Here is a 19,485-nt window from a genome sequence, read left to right as displayed (position 1 = left end):
ACTGGCGAAACCGGAGCGACTGGAGCTACCGGCGCCACTGGCGATCCTGGTGCCACAGGCGAAACCGGGGCAACGGGCGAAACCGGGGCGACTGGGGCAACGGGTGAAACTGGAGCTACCGGCGCAACAGGTGAAACCGGCGCTACCGGCGCGACAGGGGCTACAGGGGCGACCGGCGCTACGGGTGCAACAGGCGCAACCGGGGCCACTGGTCAAACGGGTGCAACCGGAGCTACAGGGGCGACCGGCGCTACGGGTGCAACAGGCGCAACCGGGGCCACTGGTCAAACGGGTGCAACCGGAGCTACGGGTGCCACCGGGCATACAGGCGCCACCGGGGCGACCGGTGACACTGGTCCTACAGGAGCTACCGGTGATGGTAACCACGACCATGACCATCACGGCCACAACGGCAACCAGCATCACAACGGCCACCATGGCAATCACGACAACCACCATCACAATGATCATGGCGGGCGTGGCAACAACGGGCACGAAACGACCAGCAGCCAGGGCGGCAGCATCTCGACCGACACGCTCGGACTGAAAGATATCACGCAGTTCCTGCAGTCGGGCGGCCTCTCTGACAGTCCAGACTTGTTCAGGCAGTTCATCAGCCTCGTTGTTGTTTCGATTGCTGCCGACCTCCTGAACCTGCTCTCTTCTGTCGCAGGCTTCGGTCACACGCAGAACAAGCCGTCCGGTTCGACCATCGACCTGACGTCTGACAAACAGAGCACCGGCTATGCTCAGACCGACGACTCGCTGAAGAAGGCTCTGAACAATATCCTGAAGCCTCATGACTGAGCGTCGGTTGAAGACAGTGCTTGCGGACCTGGCTGAAAAGCCAGGCCCGCATGTACGGGTTTCTTGCGGTAGCAACGGGCTCCCGCCGAGGTCCTCTTCGGTCCGTGGCGGGTATTGCCGGAAACCCCAGTTGCAACAATGTGCAGGGGCCTTCCTCGAACGCCCGCTATTGGTCCGCAGGAGCTATGCCAGGTGACCGCATATTATAGCTCAGGGGCAAAGCCGGACCCAAACCATACAGACGCTGCCGGCAAGCTTGCGATGGATGATAAGGCGCGACAGATTCCGGCGGCTCCCGACGAAACGGGTCGGGTCGTCGGTGCGCGACTCCGGGCTATGATCAGGGTCGCCCGTTATCACGGTGTCGAGCTCGACCCCAATGAATTCAGGGCCGCGACCTCAGGTAGCATCCCAACCGCTGCCGATCTCGCTCAATGGGCGAACGACAGCGGGATGTGGTCGCGCGCAGTTCGTGTGCGCTGGTCGCACCTGCTGCGTCTGGAGCAAAACGGACCCGTGGTATTGCTCTTCAGCGACGGCCGCGCTGGTCTTCTTACCGGCGCCAGTGCTGAACGCAATCTCGTGTTCCTGAAGAGCGTCGATGCGCCTGATGACGCCGAGGCGATTGCGATCGACGAATTGAGGCTGTCACGAGTCTGGTCGGGTGAGGCGGTGCTGCTGCGTCCTGAGCGATCCTTCGTCGCCGCCGACGCGCCCTTCACGTTCCGCTGGCTGGTAGATCTTGTGCGGCTTGAGGGCAAGCCATTACGCGACATTGGCATTGCTTCGTTCGCCCTCAGCATCCTGACCATTCTGCCGCCTCTGATCGTTATGACGGTGGTCAACAAGGTATTGCAGTACAACAGCATCTCGACGTTGGCTTTGCTAAGTGCGGTGATCGTCGTGGTATTCGCCTATGAAACGCTGCTGGGTCACGCGCGACGGCTGATCATAAATGTGGTCGGCACACGCCTCGACACCAAGCTGAACCTGCACGTCTTCGGCCGGCTCCTGCGTCTGCCCCTTGACTACTTCGAGCGTCATCCAGCCGGGGAGACATTGTACCATCTGGCACAGGTCTATCGCATCCGCGAGTTTCTCACCGGTAAGCTTCTCAGCACATTTCTAGATCTGATCACGCTTTGCGTGCTGGTTCCCGTGATGTTCTACATAAATCCGACGCTCGCCTGGATGGTGCTCGGTTGCGCTGTCGTAATCATGTTGATCATCTTTGCATTCCTTGGGCCGCTACGGCGCAGATACCAGCACGTGGTTGACGCCGAGACCTGGAAGTCGGCGGCGCTTGGCGAAACCGTCGTCGGCATCAAGACGGTAAAGGCGCTTGGTCTGGAACCGCAACGCAAGGCGCTGTGGGACGAGCGAGTGGCTGACGCTGGCAAGGCGCGCCTCGCATTCGGGCAACTCGCGAACTGGCCACAGACCCTCGTCACGCCCGTCGAGCGGACCATGGTGCTCGGGACAATGCTGATCGGGGCTTATCTCGCCATGAACGACACCACCGGCTACATGGTCGGCAGCCTGTTCGCCTTCATGATGATCGCCCAGCGCGTGGCACAACCGCTTGTCGGCCTGGCAAAGCTGGTCGAGGACTACGAAGAGGTCGGCGCCGCCATCGGTGAGGCGGCCTCAGTTCTCAACCGGCCATTGGAAAGCAGCTCTAATTCCACCGGGCTGAGACCAAAACTTGTCGGCGAAATCAAGTTCAGCGACCTGACCTTCAGTTACATAGGCACAAAAACGCCCGCACTCGACCGGGTAAGTTTCGATATCGCGGCCGGCAGCATGTTCGGCATAGTCGGGCGCAGCGGCTCGGGAAAATCGACCATTGCGCGGCTGTTGCAGGGTATCAACCGGGACTACAGCGGATTCCTCAAGCTTGATGGGGTCGATCTCAAGGAAATCAACCTTCGCCACCTGCGTCAGGGCCTGGGCGTCGTGCTCCAAGACAACTTCCTTTTCCGCGGCTCCATAAGCGACAATATCACTGCTGGACGACAGGGATTGACGTTGTCCGACGTCATGCGCGCTGCACAGCTTGCCGGCGCCGCCGAATTCATCGAACGCATGCCGAATGGCTACGATACATATATCGAGGAAGGCTCGCCTAACCTGTCGGGCGGACAGAAGCAGCGGCTGGCGATTGCCCGCGCGCTCATTCACGACCCGACCATCCTTATACTGGATGAAGCGACAAGTGCGCTCGATCCCGAGAGTGAAGCGGTGGTCAGCGCCAACCTCATGCGCATCGCAAGCGGTCGCACGATGATCATTGTTTCGCATCGGCTGGCATCGCTCACCGAGTGCGACCAGATCCTTGTTGTGGATCAGGGCAAGGTTCTCGATGTTGCGCCACATTCGATCCTGCTGGAACGATGCGGGGTTTATCGCCAGCTTTGGTCGCAGCAGAATCGCCATCTTGAGGGCCGACATGGCCGGCTGGCGGCTGTGCCGCCCGGACTTACTTGAGCTGGATGGCCATGAGCATCACCGCCAATTCCCCCATGGTTACGCGTCGGCGCCGAGAAGAGCGCAGCGATCCGACCGCGCCCGCCATTCTCGAGTTTCAGTGGCCGTCGACGGCGGTCGCCAACGCACCCATTCCGCGGGTGGCGCGCAACATCATCTGGATCATATCGAGCCTGGTCGTCGCGTTGATAACACTGGCTGCGGTCATACCGGTTGACCAGGTCGTCATAACCAGAGGCATGGTGGTTTCGCAATCACCCAACATCGTTGTTCAGCCGCTGGAGACAGCGATTGTCCGTTCGATCGAGGTGCGAGAAGGACAGCTTGTAAAAGCCGGTCAGTTGCTGGCTCGCCTCGACTCGACCTTCGCCTCTGCCGATCAGACCGCGCTGACCGCTCAGGTCTCGACCCTCGAGGCCCAGATGGCCCGACTGAAGGCGGAGGCCGATGGAAAGCCATTCAACTATAACGGACTTGACCCGAGCTGGACGTTGCAGGGCTCGATCTTTGATCGTCGCAAGGCGGTTTACGATGCCAAGATGAACAGCTTCGATCAACAGAATGACGAACTCAGCTCCGTCATCTTGCGCTCCCAGTCCGATGCCGCCGGCTACAGGCAACGTTTGGCTGTTGCGGGGTCCGTCGAGAAGATGCGCAAGCAACTCGAAGCGAAACAAGTCGGGAGCCGCCTCAACACGCTTCTTGCTGAGGACAACACGGCCGAGATGCAGCGCGCTCTCGCCAATGCCGAACAGACATCCGAAGCCGCCAAGCGCCAGCAGGCGGGCGTTGCGGCAGAGCGTGACGGTTACATTCAGAACTGGCATGCGGAGGTCTCGCAGAGCTTGTCAGACACCAGCTCGCGCATATCCGACGCCCGTGAGCTCCTGAACAAGGCGATGCTGCGCAAAAAGTTGGTGGAACTTAGAAGCGAGGCCGACGCTACCGTTCAATCCGTAGCCAAAGTCTCTGTGGGCTCGGTCCTGCAGTCTGGAGAGCGGCTGTTTACGCTGGTGCCGGCCGATGCGGTGCTCGAAGTCGAGACGAATATTGTCGGCCGCAGCAGCGGATTCGTCCATACCGGCGACCCCGTGGCAATCAAATTCGATACTTTTCCCTATTCGCAATACGGCCTAGCTCACGGCACCGTTCGGCGGGTGAGCCCGGACTCGTTCTCGGCCAGGGACCAGGCGCGCGATCCAAACAGCTCTTTGGCAATCCTGCCCTCAGACGCTGACCTGTTCTACCGTACGCAGATCTCAATCGACGACGTCGCCCTCCACGGCGTGCCCGCCGGCTTCTCGATAGTACCTGGCATGCCGGTCACTGCGGATGTCAAAGTCGGCCGTCGGACGGTGCTCAAATACATTCTCGGCACGGTGCTGCCGATCGGCCAAGAAGCGATGCGGGAGCCGTGAAATGGCAATGATGGACCGGTTGGCCGGGCGCATACACCCGCCGCTGGCGCTGCGTAGAGCAATTCGTCTGGCCGAAACTGGAAAGCTTGCCGAAGCCTTTCGTCTGATGGCGACCGCCGCTCGTGCCGGCATTCCAGAGGCACAGTACCGCGTCGCGCGATGTTATCTCGAGGGCTTGGGTGTGCCCCCAAGCAGATTGGAAGGTGCACGTTGGTTGCGCCGCGCTGCGGACGGCGGCAACGCCGATGCGCAGGCTCTGCTTGCGGCGCTTTACACCACCGGCCTGGCTGAAAACGAGGACACCGTAGGCCCCGTCAGCTCGGAAAGCATGTTCAATTCGCAATCGTCGCGAAAGCCTGATTTCGAGACGGCCCTTCCGCTCGCTCAAAAAGCCGCGGAGGCAGGGTCGGCAACCGGGCAAGCCATACTCGGCTACATTCTGAGCAAAGGTCCAACGACCTTACGCGACCTCGATACCGCGCATTTCTGGTATGAGAAATCCGCAGCCGCCGGCTGTCCGGAAGGGTGCCTTGGCTTGGCTCTATCACTTATCCAACGCAAGCAGCCTGAGCACCGGACAAGAATTGCCGAGGCGCTGCGGCGCGCGGCCGACGCCGGGCTGCCAACGGCGATCTATCTTCTTGCCGCCCTTACCGAACGCGGAATGGGGGTACCCGTCGATCTTGAGTCAGCTGCCGAACTGTATCAGCTTGCCGCTGAAAAGGGTCTTGCCTCCGCCCAATTCAGGCTGGGCCTTTCCCTTATTGAGGGGACCTTGTCGCGCCAGGATCCCGCAGCTGGCGAAGCGTGGCTGCGCCGCGCCGCGTTGGCCGGAAATCGCGAGGCCGCCTATCATGTAGCCGAATTGCGCATGAAGGGTCCCCAACCCGACTATGTTGAATCCGCGGCGTGGTATCGACGTGCCGCGGAAGCGGGCCATCAGGTCGCGGCCCGTTCGCTGGCTTCACTTTATTTTTCCGGCAATGGAGTGGCTCTGGACCCCGATGAAGGCAAGCGCTGGCTGCGCGTTGCCGCAAATGGTGGCAATCGCGAATCCCAGGTTGACCTTGCAAATCTTGTCTTGGAAAGCGGCGGCGATCGCACAGACGGTGTGAATGCTGTGGAGTGGTTCGGTACAAATGCGTCATCAGGAGACGCCGTCGCAGCTTTCAATCTTGGACTGTGCTTTTCCGAGGGGATTGGCGTCAGCAAGGACCAGGAACAGGCAGCGATTTGGATGAGGCGCGCGGCCGAAGGCATGGCTCAGGCGCAGTATATGTATGCGCGCATGCTTCAGGATGGGCGCGGTATGGTCGCTGATCAGAAGCAGGCCCGGGTCTGGTTTGAGCGCGCGGCCAAGACTGGCATGGCGGATGCCCAGGTGGCTCTTGCCGAGATGCTCTATAACGGCCGCGGCGGAGAACGCTCGCCCATTGCCGCGGCTCGCCTTTTCAAGCAGGCGGCCGCGGCGGGACATGTTGGCGCGATGTATGCAATCGGAGCGCTATTCGAGAGCGGGCAGGGCCTCTCTCTCGATCGCAAGGCCGCACAGAAATGGTTCGCAGCCGCCGCCGAACGAGGGCATGGACACGCCCAACTCATGCTTGGTCGCTATCTCAGCAACGGTATTGCCGGAGAGCGCGATCCAGTTGCCGGCCGCATGTGGCTCAAGCGAGCCGCCGCCCAGGGTCTTGATGAAGCCGCCGATGAATTAGCAGATTTCGAACGAGGTTGAAAAAGGGAATACGCTCTCCATCCTCCGATCGCGCCTCGATCCGGTCACAAGCAACGAGTGTCGAGAGGTGCGGTTGCGACAAAGTCCATCGAATTTGCCGTCAGCTGCGTCGAGCAGGCTTTCTTTCACCCGGTGTCAGCGATCTGTCAGGGAAGGGTCTGGGACAGGACGAGCTTCAAGTCATCGGCGCTGAGGGCGCCAGTTTCGAGCAGATTCATTATCCTTCGGCCGAGCTGTTCTCGGCCGGGGTCGCCGTTCGCCAAGCCCAACTCGCGGCATCGATCGTCAAGAGCGTTGGTTAGCGCGGCTAGATCTTCGGGAGATACGGTGCCCGTGATTGCCATTGCATCTACCCAAAGCGAGCGAAAGAACACTGGCGCCTTTCGTTGATCAACATACCTAGTGCACCTGTTTTCCGTGGCCAACGCTCGAAACTTACCACGAAAACGAAGTCATGAACGCCTCGGAATTCTCTGCGAGACTCATGCTCTCGGCTCAGCGCATGATGAGGGCAAAGGAAAGCTTGATGCGCAAACTCCCCAAGCGCGTTGGTGCAGACGTAATCGTCGAAATGAGCAGTTACATGGGGGATCCTGCGCACTCGGCGCCTGTGCCGGTTCGCAAATTCGCCTCGATCATCCGGTGCAGGGTCAAGACTGGGCCACCTTTGGCATTGAAGAGCTGATCTGGAGACGGCTACGTTGCGGCAGTTGCCGATGCTCTTTGATTTTCGGCAAGTTGTGGAAGACAAAGTCATGTCGCCGTCGTTGCTGCGGCTACATCTGCATCAATTGGCCCGCTGGCATCATGTTTGCGTTGAGGTTGGCCATGATCAGCATCGATCCGAACACAATCAAGCCCACGACGAACACGCCAAATGCCAAGGCTAGGATGTTGTTGGTGTCTTCCGGGCCGCTCGAGATGTGCAGGAAGAAAACCAGGTGGACGCCCATTTGCCCGACGGCGAGTGCGGCAAGAAGTATGGGCACGGCCGGTGCGTAGACGAACCCCGTCTGGGCCGCCCAGAAGGAGGCCAGCGTCAGCACCCCTGCCAGGCCGAAGCCGAGCAGATAGCTTCTGATGCTATGTTGTCCGTCGCGATGTTCGCCCGGTGCGCGGTCATTGGCCGATGCGCTGTCGTCCTGTTCCATCAACGGGCTCCAAGATAAACGATGGTGAAAACGCCGATCCATACGATGTCGAGCGCATGCCAGAACAGGCTGAAGCAAAGCAGCCTGCGCATGACCATGGGACGGAAACCGATGGTAGCCACCTGCGCCATCATCACCAGCAGCCAGCACAGGCCGAGACTGACATGCAGACCGTGTGTGCCGACCAGGGTGAAGAACGCGGACAGGAAGGCACTTCTGGTCGGTCCGGCGCCGGCAGCGATCAGGCCGGCGAATTCCGAGACCTCCAGCCCGACGAAGACACATCCAAGCGCAAAGGTTGCGGCTGCCCAGCCATAGACCTGCAAGGCGCTGCGGCGTTGCACCGCCAGGGACATGACACCGCACGTGAAGCTCGAGGTGAGCAGGCATCCGGTTTCGAGAAGCGTGCGCCCGCGCTCGAAAAGTTGCGGGCCGGTCGGGCCACCGGCCGTCTGATGTGAAAGAACGGCGTAGGCCGCGAACAAGGCTGAAAACACCACGATGTCGCTCAGCAGAAACAGCCAGAAGCCGAAACGCACGACGACGTCGGTCGAAGCCGGACCGCGTTGCGACAAGGGAACTGCGGGTGGGTCCATGTCTGCTCCCGAGACCACGACATCGGCGTGCGTCATTGCTGGTACCCAGACTGGTGGAATGCTTCGATCGTCTCGGGCGGTATCTCTTCGTCCGTCGAAACTTGCCAGGCGCGGGCAAGGCACGCGGTGAGGATGCCGATCAGCCCAACGATTGCCATCCACCAGATGTGCCACACCAAAGCGAAGCCGGTGGCCACGGCGAAGAATGCCACAATCACACCGATGGGGCTGTTTTTCGGCATGAGTATGGGCTCAAGTTCAGCTTTGTCTCTATCTTGGGATAGCGCCTGTTGCTTCGCTGCCCAATTGGCGTCCAGTCCATCGACAGTTGGCGCGATGGTGAAGTTCCACGGAGGCGGCGGCGAGGGCGTCGACCATTCCAGCGTCCGGCCGTTCCACGGATCGCCGCTGACATCGCGCCGCTGGTCGCGGCCGCGGACGCTGACCACAAGCTGAACAATGGTGAGGAGAACACCAACGGCGATGACGACAGCGCCGACAAGTGCCGCGATCATCAGGGGTTGCCACCCGGCTTCGGCGTAGTGCTGCATGCGGCGGGTCGCGCCCATCAGGCCGAGCACGTAGAGTGGCATGAAGGCGAGATAGAAGCCGATGAGCCAGCACCAGAAGATCGCCTTGCCCAAACCCTCGTGCAGGGAAAATCCAAAGGCCTTCGGAAACCAGAATGTGTAGCCGGCGAAGGCGCCGAACAGCACGCCGCCGATGATCACGTTGTGAAAATGGGCGACGAGGAACAGGCTGTTGTGGGTGACGAAATCGACTGGCGGAATGGCCAACAGGACGCCGGTCATGCCGCCGATGACGAAGGTGACTATGAAGCCCAGAGCCCAGTAGAGCGGCGCCTCGAAGCGGATATTGCCGCCATAGAGCGTGAACAGCCAGTTGAAGATTTTCACGCCGGTCGGGACGGCGATGATCATGGTCATGATGCCAAAGAAGGCGTTGACGTCGGCACCGGCGCCCATGGTGAAGAAGTGGTGCAGCCAGACCATGAACGACAGCATGCAGATGGCCATGGTCGCGATGACCATAGAGCGATAGCCAAAGAGGGGCTTTTCCGAAAACGTCGCGATGACTTCGGAGAAAACGCCAAAGGCCGGCAGGATGAGAATGTAGACTTCGGGATGCCCCCACGCCCAGATCAGGTTGATGTACATCATGGCGTTGCCGCCAAGTTCGTTGGTGAAGAAATGGAAGCCAAGATAACGGTCGACCAGAAGCATGGCGAAGGTTGCGGTCAGGATCGGAAAGGCGGCGATGATCAGCAGGTTCGACGCCAGTGCCGTCCAGCAGAAGATCGGCATGCGCATGTAGCCCATGCCCTTGGCGCGCAGCTTCAGGATGGTGGTGGTGAGGTTGATGCCCGACAACAGCGTGCCGACGCCTGATATCTGCAGCGCCCACAGATAATAGTCGACGCCCACGCCTGGTGAATAGGCGAGCTCCGACAGCGGCGGATAGGCAAGCCAGCCGGTCTTGGCGAACTCTCCGACAACGAGCGAGAGGTTGACGAGCAGGACGCCCGCAGCGGTCAGCCAGAAGCTGACCGAATTCAACACCGGAAAGGCGACGTCGCGAACACCCAGCTGCAGCGGCACGGCGAAATTCATCAGCCCGACCATGAACGTCATGGCCACGAAGAAGATCATGATCGTGCCATGCGCCGAGAAGATCTGGTCGTAGTGATCGGGGGTGAGATAGCCCTGGGCACCCGCAGCGGCGAATGCCAGTTGCGTGCGCATCATGATGGCGTCGATAAAGCCGCGCAGCAGCATGACCAATGCCAGCACGACATACATCACGCCGATACGCTTGTGATCGACGCTGGTGATCCATTCCCGCCACAGATACGGCCACCAGCCGCGCCAGGTGACAAGGCCGGCTATCGTGGCTATCGCAACGACCACCAGCAGCGAGGCGGCCAGAGGGATCGGTTGGTCGAAGGGAATGGCGATCCAGGTGAGTTTGCCGAACATGCTCACTCTCCGGTGCTTGGCATCTGGTTGGACTGCATCGTCTGCGCGTCAGCCGCGTGGGCGGTACCGGCGACGATCGGATCGAACAGTCGCGGTTCAACACCGGCAAAGGTCGTCGGCGTCACGTTGGAGCTCTGCTGGGCAAGCTTGGCAAAAGCCGCCGGATCCAGAACACCTTTGCCTTGACGTGTGGTGTTGACCCAGGCCTCGAAGTCGTCGCTGGATTTCACCACCACATCGAAGCGCATGTCGGAAAACCCGGCACCGCTGAATTGCGCGGAGATACCCGGGAAAATGCCCGTCCTGTCCGCCAGTAAACTCAGACGGGTCGTCATGCCGGCCATTGTGTAAATCTGGCTGCCAAGCTGCGGCACGAAAAAGCTGTTCATCACGCTGGCCGATGTCAGCTGGAAATTGATCGGCGTGTTGGCTGGGAGGACCAGCTGGTTGACGCTCGCCAGGTTCTTGTCTGGATAAATGAACAGCCATTTCCAATCGAGCGATACGACCTGGACAGTCAGAGGTGGCGTCTTCGACTGGATCTCGCGATAGGGATCAAGGTCGTGGCTGCCAAGCCAGGCAATGCCGCCGAGAAAGACGACGATCAGCGTCGGGATCGACCAGATCACCAACTCGATGCGCCCCGAATATGACCAGTCGGGGAGCCGTTGGGCATTCTTGTTGCCGACGCGAAACCACCAGGCAAAGCCGAGTGTCAGGACAATCACCGGCACAATCACTGCCAGCATGATCGCCGTTGCATTGAGCAGGATTTTCAACTCGCTGGCGGCGATTGGTCCCTGCGGAGCCAGAATTCCCGAAAGCCACGACCACGTGTCATGCATCGGGCTACCTTATCAGCAGACGGTGGCCGGTGACGCCTGTCATTTGGCTGCTGCCGTGACGCGCCAGACCTTGTTGCCGACGTCATCGGCAATCAGCAACGCGCCAGATTTGTCGACCGCCAGCCCGACCGGACGACCACGGGCTTCATCCTTGGCGTTGAGAAAGCCGGTCACGAAATCCTGTGCCATGCCATCGGGATGCCCGTCTTTGAACGGCACGAAGACCACCTTGTAGCCATTCAGCGCGGGCCGATCCCAACTGCCATGCTCGCCGACGAACGCACCGCCCTGATAGACCTGCGGCAGAGCGTTGCCGGTGTAGAAGGCAAGTCCCAACGGCGCCACATGTGAGCTCAGCGCATAATCAGGCGGTATCGCCTTGGCGACCAGATCAGGCCGCTGCGGCATGACGCGTGGATCGACATGCTGGCCATAGTAGCTGTAAGGCCAACCGTAGAAGGCACCGTCCTTGACCGAGGTCATATAGTCCGGGACCAAGTTTGGGCCGAGTTCGTCGCGCTCGTTGACGACGGCCCACAGCGCGCCCGTCTTCGGTTCCCAGGTGAGGCCGTTTGGATTGCGCAGGCCACTGGCGAAGATCCTCGAACGCCCGGTTGCCCGATCGACCTCCCAGATCGCCGCGCGGTCCTTCTCCGCCTGGATGCCGTTTTCAGTGATGTTGCTGTTCGAGCCGACGCCGACATAGAGCAACGTGCCATCCCGACTGGCAACGAGGCTCTTTGTCCAGTGGTGATCAATGGGGCCGCCGGGCAGGGGCGTCAGAACCGTTCCCTGTTCGGAGATCTTCGTTGCGCCAGGTGTGTAGGGATAGCGCACGATCGCATCGGTGTTGGCGACATAGAAATCATTGGCCACCAAGGCGACGCCGAAAGGTGAGTTCAGGTGGTCGAGAAACACGGTCTTGGTTTCCGGAACGCCGTCACCATCCGTATCGCGCAGCAGCGTGATCTGATTGGTCGGCTTCTTTTCATCGCCCCCACCGGAGCTCGCCAGCGATTGCAGGAAGCCCATGATCAGGTCTTTCGGCCGTTTGATCGGTTCGCTACCGGGACCTTGAGACTCGATCACCAGAACGTCGCCGTTGGGCAGCGTGTACAGCGAACGTGGGTGCGAGAGATCGCTTGCCATGGCGTGGATCTGCAGCCCCTGCGGGACCGTTGGCGTTTCATCCTTGGACCAGCCGACGACCTTGGCGAGGTTCATCGGCGGAATGAGATATTGCTGCGGTTCCGGCAGTGTTGGGTTAGGACCGATCTGTGTGCTCGGATCGGCTGCGTCGTCGCTACAGCCTGTCAGGCCGAAAGCGGTGGCACTCAACAGGATGACGGTTGTGGCGCGCAAAATTTTTATGGCCGGCACAGAGACAAGCATCACCGGGTCACTCCCGCCACTTCAGTTGTTGCAAGGGACCGGCCAATCGATGCGGTGACAATCATCAAGACGACCACCACTGCAGAAAGCGTCAGTCCGGTTGGGACGACCGACGTCCATGCGTCGCGGCTATGGACGAAAGCGTTGAGGACAGACAGCACCAGCACGGCGATGTTGCCGAGCATGTGCAGCCATCCCCGCGAATAGCGGCGCACGAGCCGATTGGTGAAGAAATCGAACAGGCCAGCCAGCGCCGCAAGAACCCCGAACCCCAGTCCGAACGTCAGCAGCCAGGCCGAAAAATCTGCCCACATCATCTCGGCCGTTCGCCAGTATGCAATGTCAGTGAGTAGAGAGCCGGTGAAACAAACGATGGGGAAGGGGACGAGGAGTGCGTGTAAAGGGCGCCGCTCGACAATGATAGGCAGCTGTTGGGGAGTTTCTTTAAGCATGGAAGCAATCCGGTTGCGGACGGGCGACGCAAATCAACCCCCTCACGGCAGGGAGGTTCCCGGAAGGTTGTGACGCGTTGTCGATGAGGATACGGCCAGATCTCGTCACCCAGCATTTCCAGGCCCTCCGCTCATGCCTTTTGAGCGGGCAGTACGCAGGTGTCTGCCTGGTCTTCAGATGATCGAGATCCTTGTCGACAAGCGTTTCAGAATTCGCGTCGACGTCGCAGATGCGCGCCGGCGCAAAAGGGATTGCGAAAGGTCAGTGCGTGTCTTGAAATCGATCAGTTGGTCTCAAAAGCCTTTGTTCTGAGTTCCGTCTGGTGAGGAAAATGCGCACTGTCAGTTGATCGGGGCTTGCCCTGGGCGCCCGACGTCTGGCGATCCTGCGGGAGACCAGCGCGCTCATGAAGGGTCGTCCAGGATTGATCGTACCTTTTCGGCCAGATCTTCCAGGCTGAATGGTTTGGGCAACAGCTGCGTACCTGGGTCCAGAATGCCGTTATGGACGATGGCATTGCGTGTGTAGCCGGTGGTGTAGAGGACCTTGAGCTTCGGGTTCTTTTTGCGCAGCATGTCGACAAGCTGCCGCCCTGACATGTCAGGCATGACGACATCGGTGAACAGCAAGGACAATTGCTGCCCGGCCTCGATCATCCTGATGGCTTCTTTAGGCCCGTTGGCCTCGACTACGGTGTAGCCAAGCTCGCGCAGCGCTTCAGCCGACACAGCGCGCACACGGTCCTCGTCCTCTACCACCATGATAATTTCACTTAGGAGGCCGCCGTCGATTGATCTCGGCTTGGTTTTGTCAGCATCCTGCTCCGAGGTGCCGTAGTGTCTCGGCAAGTAGATCTTGACCGTCGTACCAACTCCCAGCTCCGAGTAGATCTTCACATTTCCGCCGGACTGCCGGACGAACCCGTAGACTTGGCTGAGGCCAAGCCCGGTTCCCTTGCCGACGCCCTTGGTCGTGTAAAAAGGGTCGAACGCTTTGGCGAGAACGTCCGCTGCCATTCCCGTGCCCGTATCGGTGGCCGCGATCAGCACGAACTGCCCGGCGGCGATCGCGGACTCGCGCGCGTATCGCTCGTCGACATAGGCGTTCGATGTCTCAATTGTCAGCTTGCCACCATCAGGCATGGCATCGCGCGCATTGACCGAGAGGTTGAGCAGGGCGCTTTCCAGCTGACTGGGATCAGCCCTGACTTGCCAGAGGCCGGCGCCGAAAGCCGTTTCCACCGTGATCGTCTCGCCGAGCGTCCGCATCAAAAGATCGGTCATCCCGCCGACCAGGCGGTTTGCGTTGATGGGTTCGGGCTTGAGAGGCTGCTGCCGCGAGAAAGCCAGCAACCGCTGCGTCAGGGCCGCGGCGCGGTGAGCGCCGTCCATGGCACCTTCGACAAATCGGCCAACGTCCGTCTCGCCTTTCGACAATTTGCGCTGAAGCAGATTGAGTCCGCCAATGATCACCGCAAGCATGTTGTTGAAGTCATGCGCGATGCCGCCTGTCAGCTGGCCCACCGCCTCCATCTTCTGCACCTGGCGCAACTGCTCTTCTGCCTTCGAACGCTCGGCAACTTCCTCGATGACCCTCTGTTCAAGCGTGGAATTGAGCGTCTGCAGCGCGGCTTCCGCGCGGCGTCGCTCGGTGAGTTCACGTTCGGCCGCCTGGAACAGGCGGGCGTTGTCGATCGCCGTCGCGGCATGGCCGGCAACACCTAGTAGAGCAGTCTCGTGTTCAGGCAGGAACTTGCCGGTTTCTGCGTGGCCGAAGAACAGGCCGCCCAGAACCTCGCCAGAATTGGAGACGACGGGCACCGCCAGATAGGAGCGCACCGGCAGGTGGCCTTCCGGCATGCCTTTGCGTGGCGCGTTCTTGCCGTAGCGCGGATCCTGCAGGATGTCATCGGATCGAACGACGGCCGTCCCGAGAAAGGTCGGTTCGAACACCGCCGTCGCACGTGGCATCGGGTAATGTTCGAAAGCCGAACGGGGGACACCGGAAAGGGCATAGAGCATGTAGCTGCCGCCCTGATCATCGAGCACGTTGTAGAAGAAGGCGCCGAACTGTGCCCCGGACAGCTGCACGCCCGCATCGGTACTGATCTGAACGATCTTGTCGAGATTGAGCTCGGCCGCCACCGCCGCTCCGGTATCGTTCATGATCGTGAGATGATGCTCGGCTTTCTTGCGGTCGGAAATGTCGATGACGGTGCCGATGAAACGGACAGCTTTCTTGCCCTCGAAAATGGCATGGCCGCTCGCTGCTACCCAACGCTCGATGCGATCCTCGAGCCCGATTGTTCTGTATTCAATGTTGAACGGTTGCGGATTGTCAGGAGACAGCGCCTGGCGCACAGCCTTGTCTGCCTGGTCTCGGTCATCGGGATGCAAGCCAGCGATAAAGGAGCCCTCATAGGAGACGCCGCAATCCGACAGAATCCCAAACAGCGCCCTGCATTGCCTGTCCCATCGCAAATGGTTGGCCACCGGGTCGTAGTCCCAGGTTCCGATTGCCGCTGCCTGGGTTGCAAGGCTTAGCCTCTCCGCGGTCTCCGCAGCACTTTGATCCGATCTTACCCTTTCGATATGCGCCCAGGATCGTTCAGTGACCTCAGTGAGAAGCGCAAGTTCGTTCTGCGTCCATGTGCGTGCAACGCTGTCGTGGATCGCCATCAACGCCGTCAGCCGCCCCTCCTTGACGAGCGGCATGCAGATCGTCGCGGCAACGCCGATATTTTGGAACGCGGCGGCCTCTTCCGGCGGCAGTTCGGCAACATTGTCATTGATGATCAGGGGTAAGCCCTGATGAAGTCTTAGGACGGCAAGCTGGCCGAAGTCTTGCAGGCTGTAATAGCCGGTGATGCTGGACGAGCCCTGTCTGTGCCAATCGCCCCGGATGGTGAAGTGGTCCTGATCAGGCTCCATATCGGCATAGGCACAGATTGCCACGCCGAGATGCTCGCCAAGCTTCCTTGTGGTGATCTCCAGAACAGCGTCTGCGTCCGCGCTTTTTGCAGTTTCTTTTCCAAGGCCATCGAGGAAGCGTAGACGGCTTTCGTTCTGGCGCAATTCCGCCTGCGCGCGCCGTCGTTCAACCGCTGTGCGCATTCGCTCGGCCATCTCACGGACGAATTCGACCTCTTCCCCCGACCAGGAGCGCGGCTGGTCATGGTTGAGGTAAAGCAGCGCGACGAAACCGCCCTGTTCCGTGACCGGCATGTTGATGAAGGACTGCGCGCTGATTGCCTTCAGCGCCTCCGCATTGTGCCTGGTGCGCGAATCCTTGTCGGCATCTTCACAGACAACGGTGATGCCTCGTTTGAGATCCTCGATGTAGGAACCATAGTCACGAAAATGCAGGACGCCGGCCAGGCTTTTAATGCCAGGCGCATTCCAGTCGCGTTCGATCGAAATGGTCTCTTTCGCCAGATCGATCGTGCCGTAACCGGCCCGGCTTACCTCGAGTTCTCGACCAATGATTTCGGCCGCCGCGTAGGCGAGATCGTCCGGGTCGTCGATCTGGCGAACAACGTCACCGAGCTCGGCAAGCGCAGCACCGCGTTTTCGCGCGCGATATGTTTCGGTGACGTCGAACCCCTCGCAGAATATTCCGGTCACGGTGCTGTTGCCGTCGTAGAGCGGCGCGTAGATGAACGTCAGGTATCGGCTCTCTTCAGGGGTCTCCGGTGATCGACGAAAGCGAACCGGAACGCCCTGCGCCTCGAATGTCTTTCCGCTGCTGAACACGTCGTCCAGACGTTCGAAGAACCCTTGGCCCTCGAGGCTCGGAATGGCACTGCGGATTGGTTGTCCCAACCAGCCGTCGCTGTTGAATACAAGGCGATGGGCGTCGTTGAGAAACTCGACCACGTGGTCGGGTCCACGCATGATGATGATGAAACCGGGCGCCTGTTCGAACAGATTGATCTGGCGTTCCGCGGCGAGGCGCTCTCGTCTTTCAGCAAGGAATCTGTCGGTCGTTTCCGTGCAGACGCCAAGGATGCCGCCTACCTTACCGGTGGCGGACTGGATGACAGGGTTATAGGAGAACGCGAAGTGCGTTTCCTCTGGCGCGCCGCGCTTGTCTATCCGGATCTCGATGTCGTCCATGTGCACGCACTGGCCCTCGAAGACCTGATCGAACATCGGTTGGATCATGTTCCAAGCCTCGGCCCAAACCTGTTGGCTGGGTATGCCGAGAGCCGTCGGATGCTTGCGGCCAAGGATTGGAATGAAGGCGTCGTTGTAGAGCCAGATGCGCTCCGCTCCCCAGACAACAAACATGGGCTGAGCAGAATTAAGGATCAGATCGACGAGTGTTTTGAGCTCTGCTGGCCACGACGTAACGGGTCCGATCGGGGTCTCGCTCCAGCCGAGCGATCCTATCCGCTCGGCCATCTCGCCGGCGCTGCGAAACGCGGCGCTCGCGCAGTCGTGGTTGGTTGCTGCCAAGATATCCCCCAATATCGAACCGGACAAAACGATGGAAGCTGATTTTGGTTGCATTGCCGAATTTCCGAAGCGTCGTTCCTTTGCTCAGGCGCGGAAAAGTCTCGCTCTCGCTGCATCGCGCCGTTTCGTGACAAGCAAGGCCAACCTTTTCGCTCACCGCATGTTCTCCGTCGGCAACCAAGGACATAGACAATGCCGATCGCGACGAAGACCGACAGTTCCAAGGCGACCCAGAAACAGCGGCGCATCCAACGCAAGGTCGATGCTGATGATCGGGCGAAACCGAAATCGAAACCCCCCGGCGCCACGCAGGCCGGTGCACGAAATTATCCCGCGCCGCCGTTTCCGAAACAGCATCACCCCAAACCGGGCCATGAAGCAGAGAGCAAGCCAGATCCGCTCTCCTAATGCGGTCCCAGGTGGCGACGATCGAACTGCCGACCGACAGTGGCTTGACGCCCGCCTTTTTCAGTCTGGCGACGAATTCGGGATCCGGCGACGGCGCGATCGTCCTCCTCGCTTGCCGGCGTGTAGATCAGCGCGCCGTTCTCGGCGACGACCTTGTCGAACAGGCTGACTTCGGGAAAGACGCGCAAGAGGTCGGACAGCTCGCGCCCGGTAACCAGGATCAGCTTGCGGCCGCTTTTCTTGAATCGCTCGAGGGCACCGAGCGTTTTCTTGGTGACGAACCCCGTGATGCGCCAGCGTACCGTCATAGTCTGTTGCCAATGCAATGAAATACATCCCGCCGACCTTTCAGTTGCCAGTTCGCGTTGAGGTTCTCCTAGAACGATTGATCGAGACAATGGCTCCAGCGGACCGTCGCGCGGGACTTTGGCCGAGTCGCTTGCGACAGTTTCAGACCCGCAATCTCCAGCCTTTCTTCGCCCGATGACCTATCGAACCAAACCGCCCCGACGGCGTTGAGTCGCGCGTTGCGTCATCAGCCGGGGCATTTTCATGACAAAGGGCGAACTTTCCACCTATCGCGCCAAACGCGATTTCACCAAGACGAAAGAGCCCAGCGGCGAGAACTCGATTGCGAAATCGAACCGGCTTCGCTTTGTCATTCAGAAACACGCGGCCACGCGGCTGCACTACGATCTGCGGCTCGAGCTCGGTGGTGTCTTCAAGTCGTGGGCTGTCACCAAAGGGCCGTCCCTGGATCCGCAGGACAAGCGCCTGGCGGTCGAGGTTGAGGATCATCCGCTGGATTACGGCGATTTCGAAGGCACGATCCCCAAGAGGCAGTATGGCGGCGGCACCGTACAGCTGTGGGATCGCGGCTACTGGGAGCCCGAGGGCGCCATGTCTCCTGAACAAGCCTTGGAAAAAGGCGATCTGAAATTCACGCTCGACGGCAAGCGTCTGCACGGAAGTTTTGTTCTGGTGCGCATGAAGCACGACCGCAACGGCGGGAAGCGGACCAACTGGCTGCTGATCAAGCACCGCGACAAATACGCCACGGACGGCAATGGCGACGCGGTGTTGGCACAGGACCGGTCCGTGGCCTCCGGGCGAAGTATGGACAAGATTGCTGCCGGAAAGGGGTCCGGGCCGAAGCCGTTCATGATGCAAGGCTCCGCCGCGGCGAATGCCGATGCCGTGTGGGACAGCAATCGCGGCCATGCCGCCGAGGAGCGCGCCAAGCCGGCAAAGACATCGTCAAAGCCGTCGTCCCCTGCAAAACCAGCCGCTCGCGGCTCGGCGGTTGCGATGCCCGACTTCGTCGCGCCACAGCTTTGCGCGCCCCTTTCTCGCCCGCCTGCGGGAACGAACTGGGTTCACGAAATCAAGTTCGACGGCTATCGCGTCCAGTTGCGCGTCCGGGAAGGCACCGCCACTCTGAGGACTCGCAAGGGCCTCGACTGGACGGACAAGTTTGGCGCCATTGCAAAAGAGGCGGCCAGTTTCCCCAATGTCATCGTCGACGGCGAGATCGTGGCTCTGGGCGAGAATGGCGCACCCGATTTTGCCGCCATGCAGGCCGCATTGTCGGAGCGCCGGACAAAGGATTTGATCTTCTTTGCCTTCGATCTGTTGTTCGCCGATGGCGCCGATCTGCGAAAGGTGCCTCTCTTGGAGCGCAAGGGACGGCTGAGCGAGATGCTTGGAGAAGTCGAGCGTGGCGAGGATAAGCTCATCCG

General features: G+C 60.3%; 12 protein-coding genes and 2 pseudogenes. 6 read left to right on the top strand and 8 right to left on the bottom strand.

Features of this window, described 5'->3' with window-relative positions; genetic code table 11:
* The 4 genes and pseudogenes from A3A9_RS45540 to A3A9_RS0135625 all read left to right on the top strand — a co-directional run.
* A pseudogene (locus A3A9_RS45540) lies at positions 1-807 on the top strand (hypothetical protein); the annotation flags it as partial.
* Between the two features lie 192 nt (positions 808-999).
* A complete protein-coding gene (locus A3A9_RS40695) occupies positions 1,000-3,294 on the top strand; it encodes a peptidase domain-containing ABC transporter (protein ID WP_245279215.1) in 2,295 nt (764 codons plus the stop codon).
* An 11-nt stretch (positions 3,295-3,305) separates the two neighbouring features.
* Entirely contained in the window at positions 3,306-4,712 is a 1,407-nt protein-coding gene (locus A3A9_RS0135630) for an HlyD family type I secretion periplasmic adaptor subunit (protein ID WP_051371506.1), read from the top strand.
* Between the two features lies 1 nt (position 4,713).
* Positions 4,714-6,447 (top strand): tetratricopeptide repeat protein, encoded by a 1,734-nt coding sequence (locus A3A9_RS0135625; protein ID WP_033839138.1) that lies wholly within the window; start codon positions 4,714-4,716, stop codon positions 6,445-6,447.
* A 776-nt stretch (positions 6,448-7,223) separates the two neighbouring features.
* Here the strand turns inward: A3A9_RS0135625 and cyoD are convergent.
* The 7 genes from cyoD to A3A9_RS0135580 all read right to left on the bottom strand — a co-directional run bounded on the left by cyoD (position 7,224) and on the right by A3A9_RS0135580 (position 16,495).
* Positions 7,224-7,598, bottom strand: coding sequence for a cytochrome o ubiquinol oxidase subunit IV (gene cyoD / locus A3A9_RS0135610; protein WP_027062721.1), 375 nt, complete (start codon positions 7,596-7,598; stop codon positions 7,224-7,226).
* Positions 7,598-8,230, bottom strand: coding sequence for a cytochrome o ubiquinol oxidase subunit III (gene cyoC, locus A3A9_RS40690; RefSeq protein WP_033839136.1), 633 nt, complete (start codon positions 8,228-8,230; stop codon positions 7,598-7,600). The genes cyoD and cyoC overlap by 1 nt, the downstream gene beginning before the upstream one ends.
* Positions 8,227-10,191, bottom strand: coding sequence for a cytochrome o ubiquinol oxidase subunit I (gene cyoB, locus A3A9_RS40685; protein ID WP_033839135.1), 1,965 nt, complete (start codon positions 10,189-10,191; stop codon positions 8,227-8,229). The genes cyoC and cyoB overlap by 4 nt, the downstream gene beginning before the upstream one ends.
* 2 nt (positions 10,192-10,193) lie before the next feature.
* Complete coding sequence (gene cyoA / locus A3A9_RS40680; protein ID WP_082222393.1) at positions 10,194-11,036, bottom strand: ubiquinol oxidase subunit II; 843 nt, start codon at positions 11,034-11,036, stop codon at positions 10,194-10,196.
* A 39-nt stretch (positions 11,037-11,075) separates the two neighbouring features.
* On the bottom strand, positions 11,076-12,428 hold the full coding sequence (locus A3A9_RS0135590) for a PQQ-dependent sugar dehydrogenase (protein ID WP_051371503.1): 1,353 nt from the start codon (positions 12,426-12,428) through the stop codon (positions 11,076-11,078).
* Positions 12,428-12,880, bottom strand: coding sequence for a DUF2231 domain-containing protein (locus tag A3A9_RS0135585; protein ID WP_051371501.1), 453 nt, complete (start codon positions 12,878-12,880; stop codon positions 12,428-12,430). Before A3A9_RS0135585 ends, A3A9_RS0135590 begins: the two co-directional genes overlap by 1 nt.
* Positions 12,881-13,285: 405 nt before the next feature.
* Positions 13,286-16,495: a GAF domain-containing protein gene (locus A3A9_RS0135580; protein ID WP_033839139.1), complete on the bottom strand. Its 3,210-nt coding sequence runs from the start codon at positions 16,493-16,495 to the stop codon at positions 13,286-13,288.
* A 1,035-nt stretch (positions 16,496-17,530) separates the two neighbouring features.
* Here A3A9_RS0135580 and A3A9_RS42085 point away from each other — a divergent pair.
* On the top strand, positions 17,531-17,746 hold the full coding sequence (locus A3A9_RS42085) for a hypothetical protein (RefSeq protein WP_027062717.1): 216 nt from the start codon (positions 17,531-17,533) through the stop codon (positions 17,744-17,746).
* Here A3A9_RS42085 and A3A9_RS0135570 read toward each other — a convergent pair.
* Positions 17,730-18,082 (bottom strand): annotated as a pseudogene (locus A3A9_RS0135570) (HAD family hydrolase); the annotation flags it as partial. The gene A3A9_RS42085 and the pseudogene A3A9_RS0135570 sit on opposite strands and share 17 nt — an antisense overlap.
* A 216-nt stretch (positions 18,083-18,298) precedes the next feature.
* On the opposite strand from A3A9_RS0135570, the gene A3A9_RS0135565 reads away from it, so the two are divergent.
* Positions 18,299-19,485 (top strand): DNA polymerase ligase N-terminal domain-containing protein (locus A3A9_RS0135565; RefSeq protein ID WP_027062715.1); only part of this gene is annotated, 1,187 nt, incomplete at its 3' end.

Origin of the sequence: Mesorhizobium loti CJ3sym, assembly GCF_000472785.1 — a bacterium.
GTDB lineage: Bacteria > Pseudomonadota > Alphaproteobacteria > Rhizobiales > Rhizobiaceae > Mesorhizobium > Mesorhizobium loti_E.
This window is presented reverse-complemented; position numbering and strand designations above follow the sequence as displayed.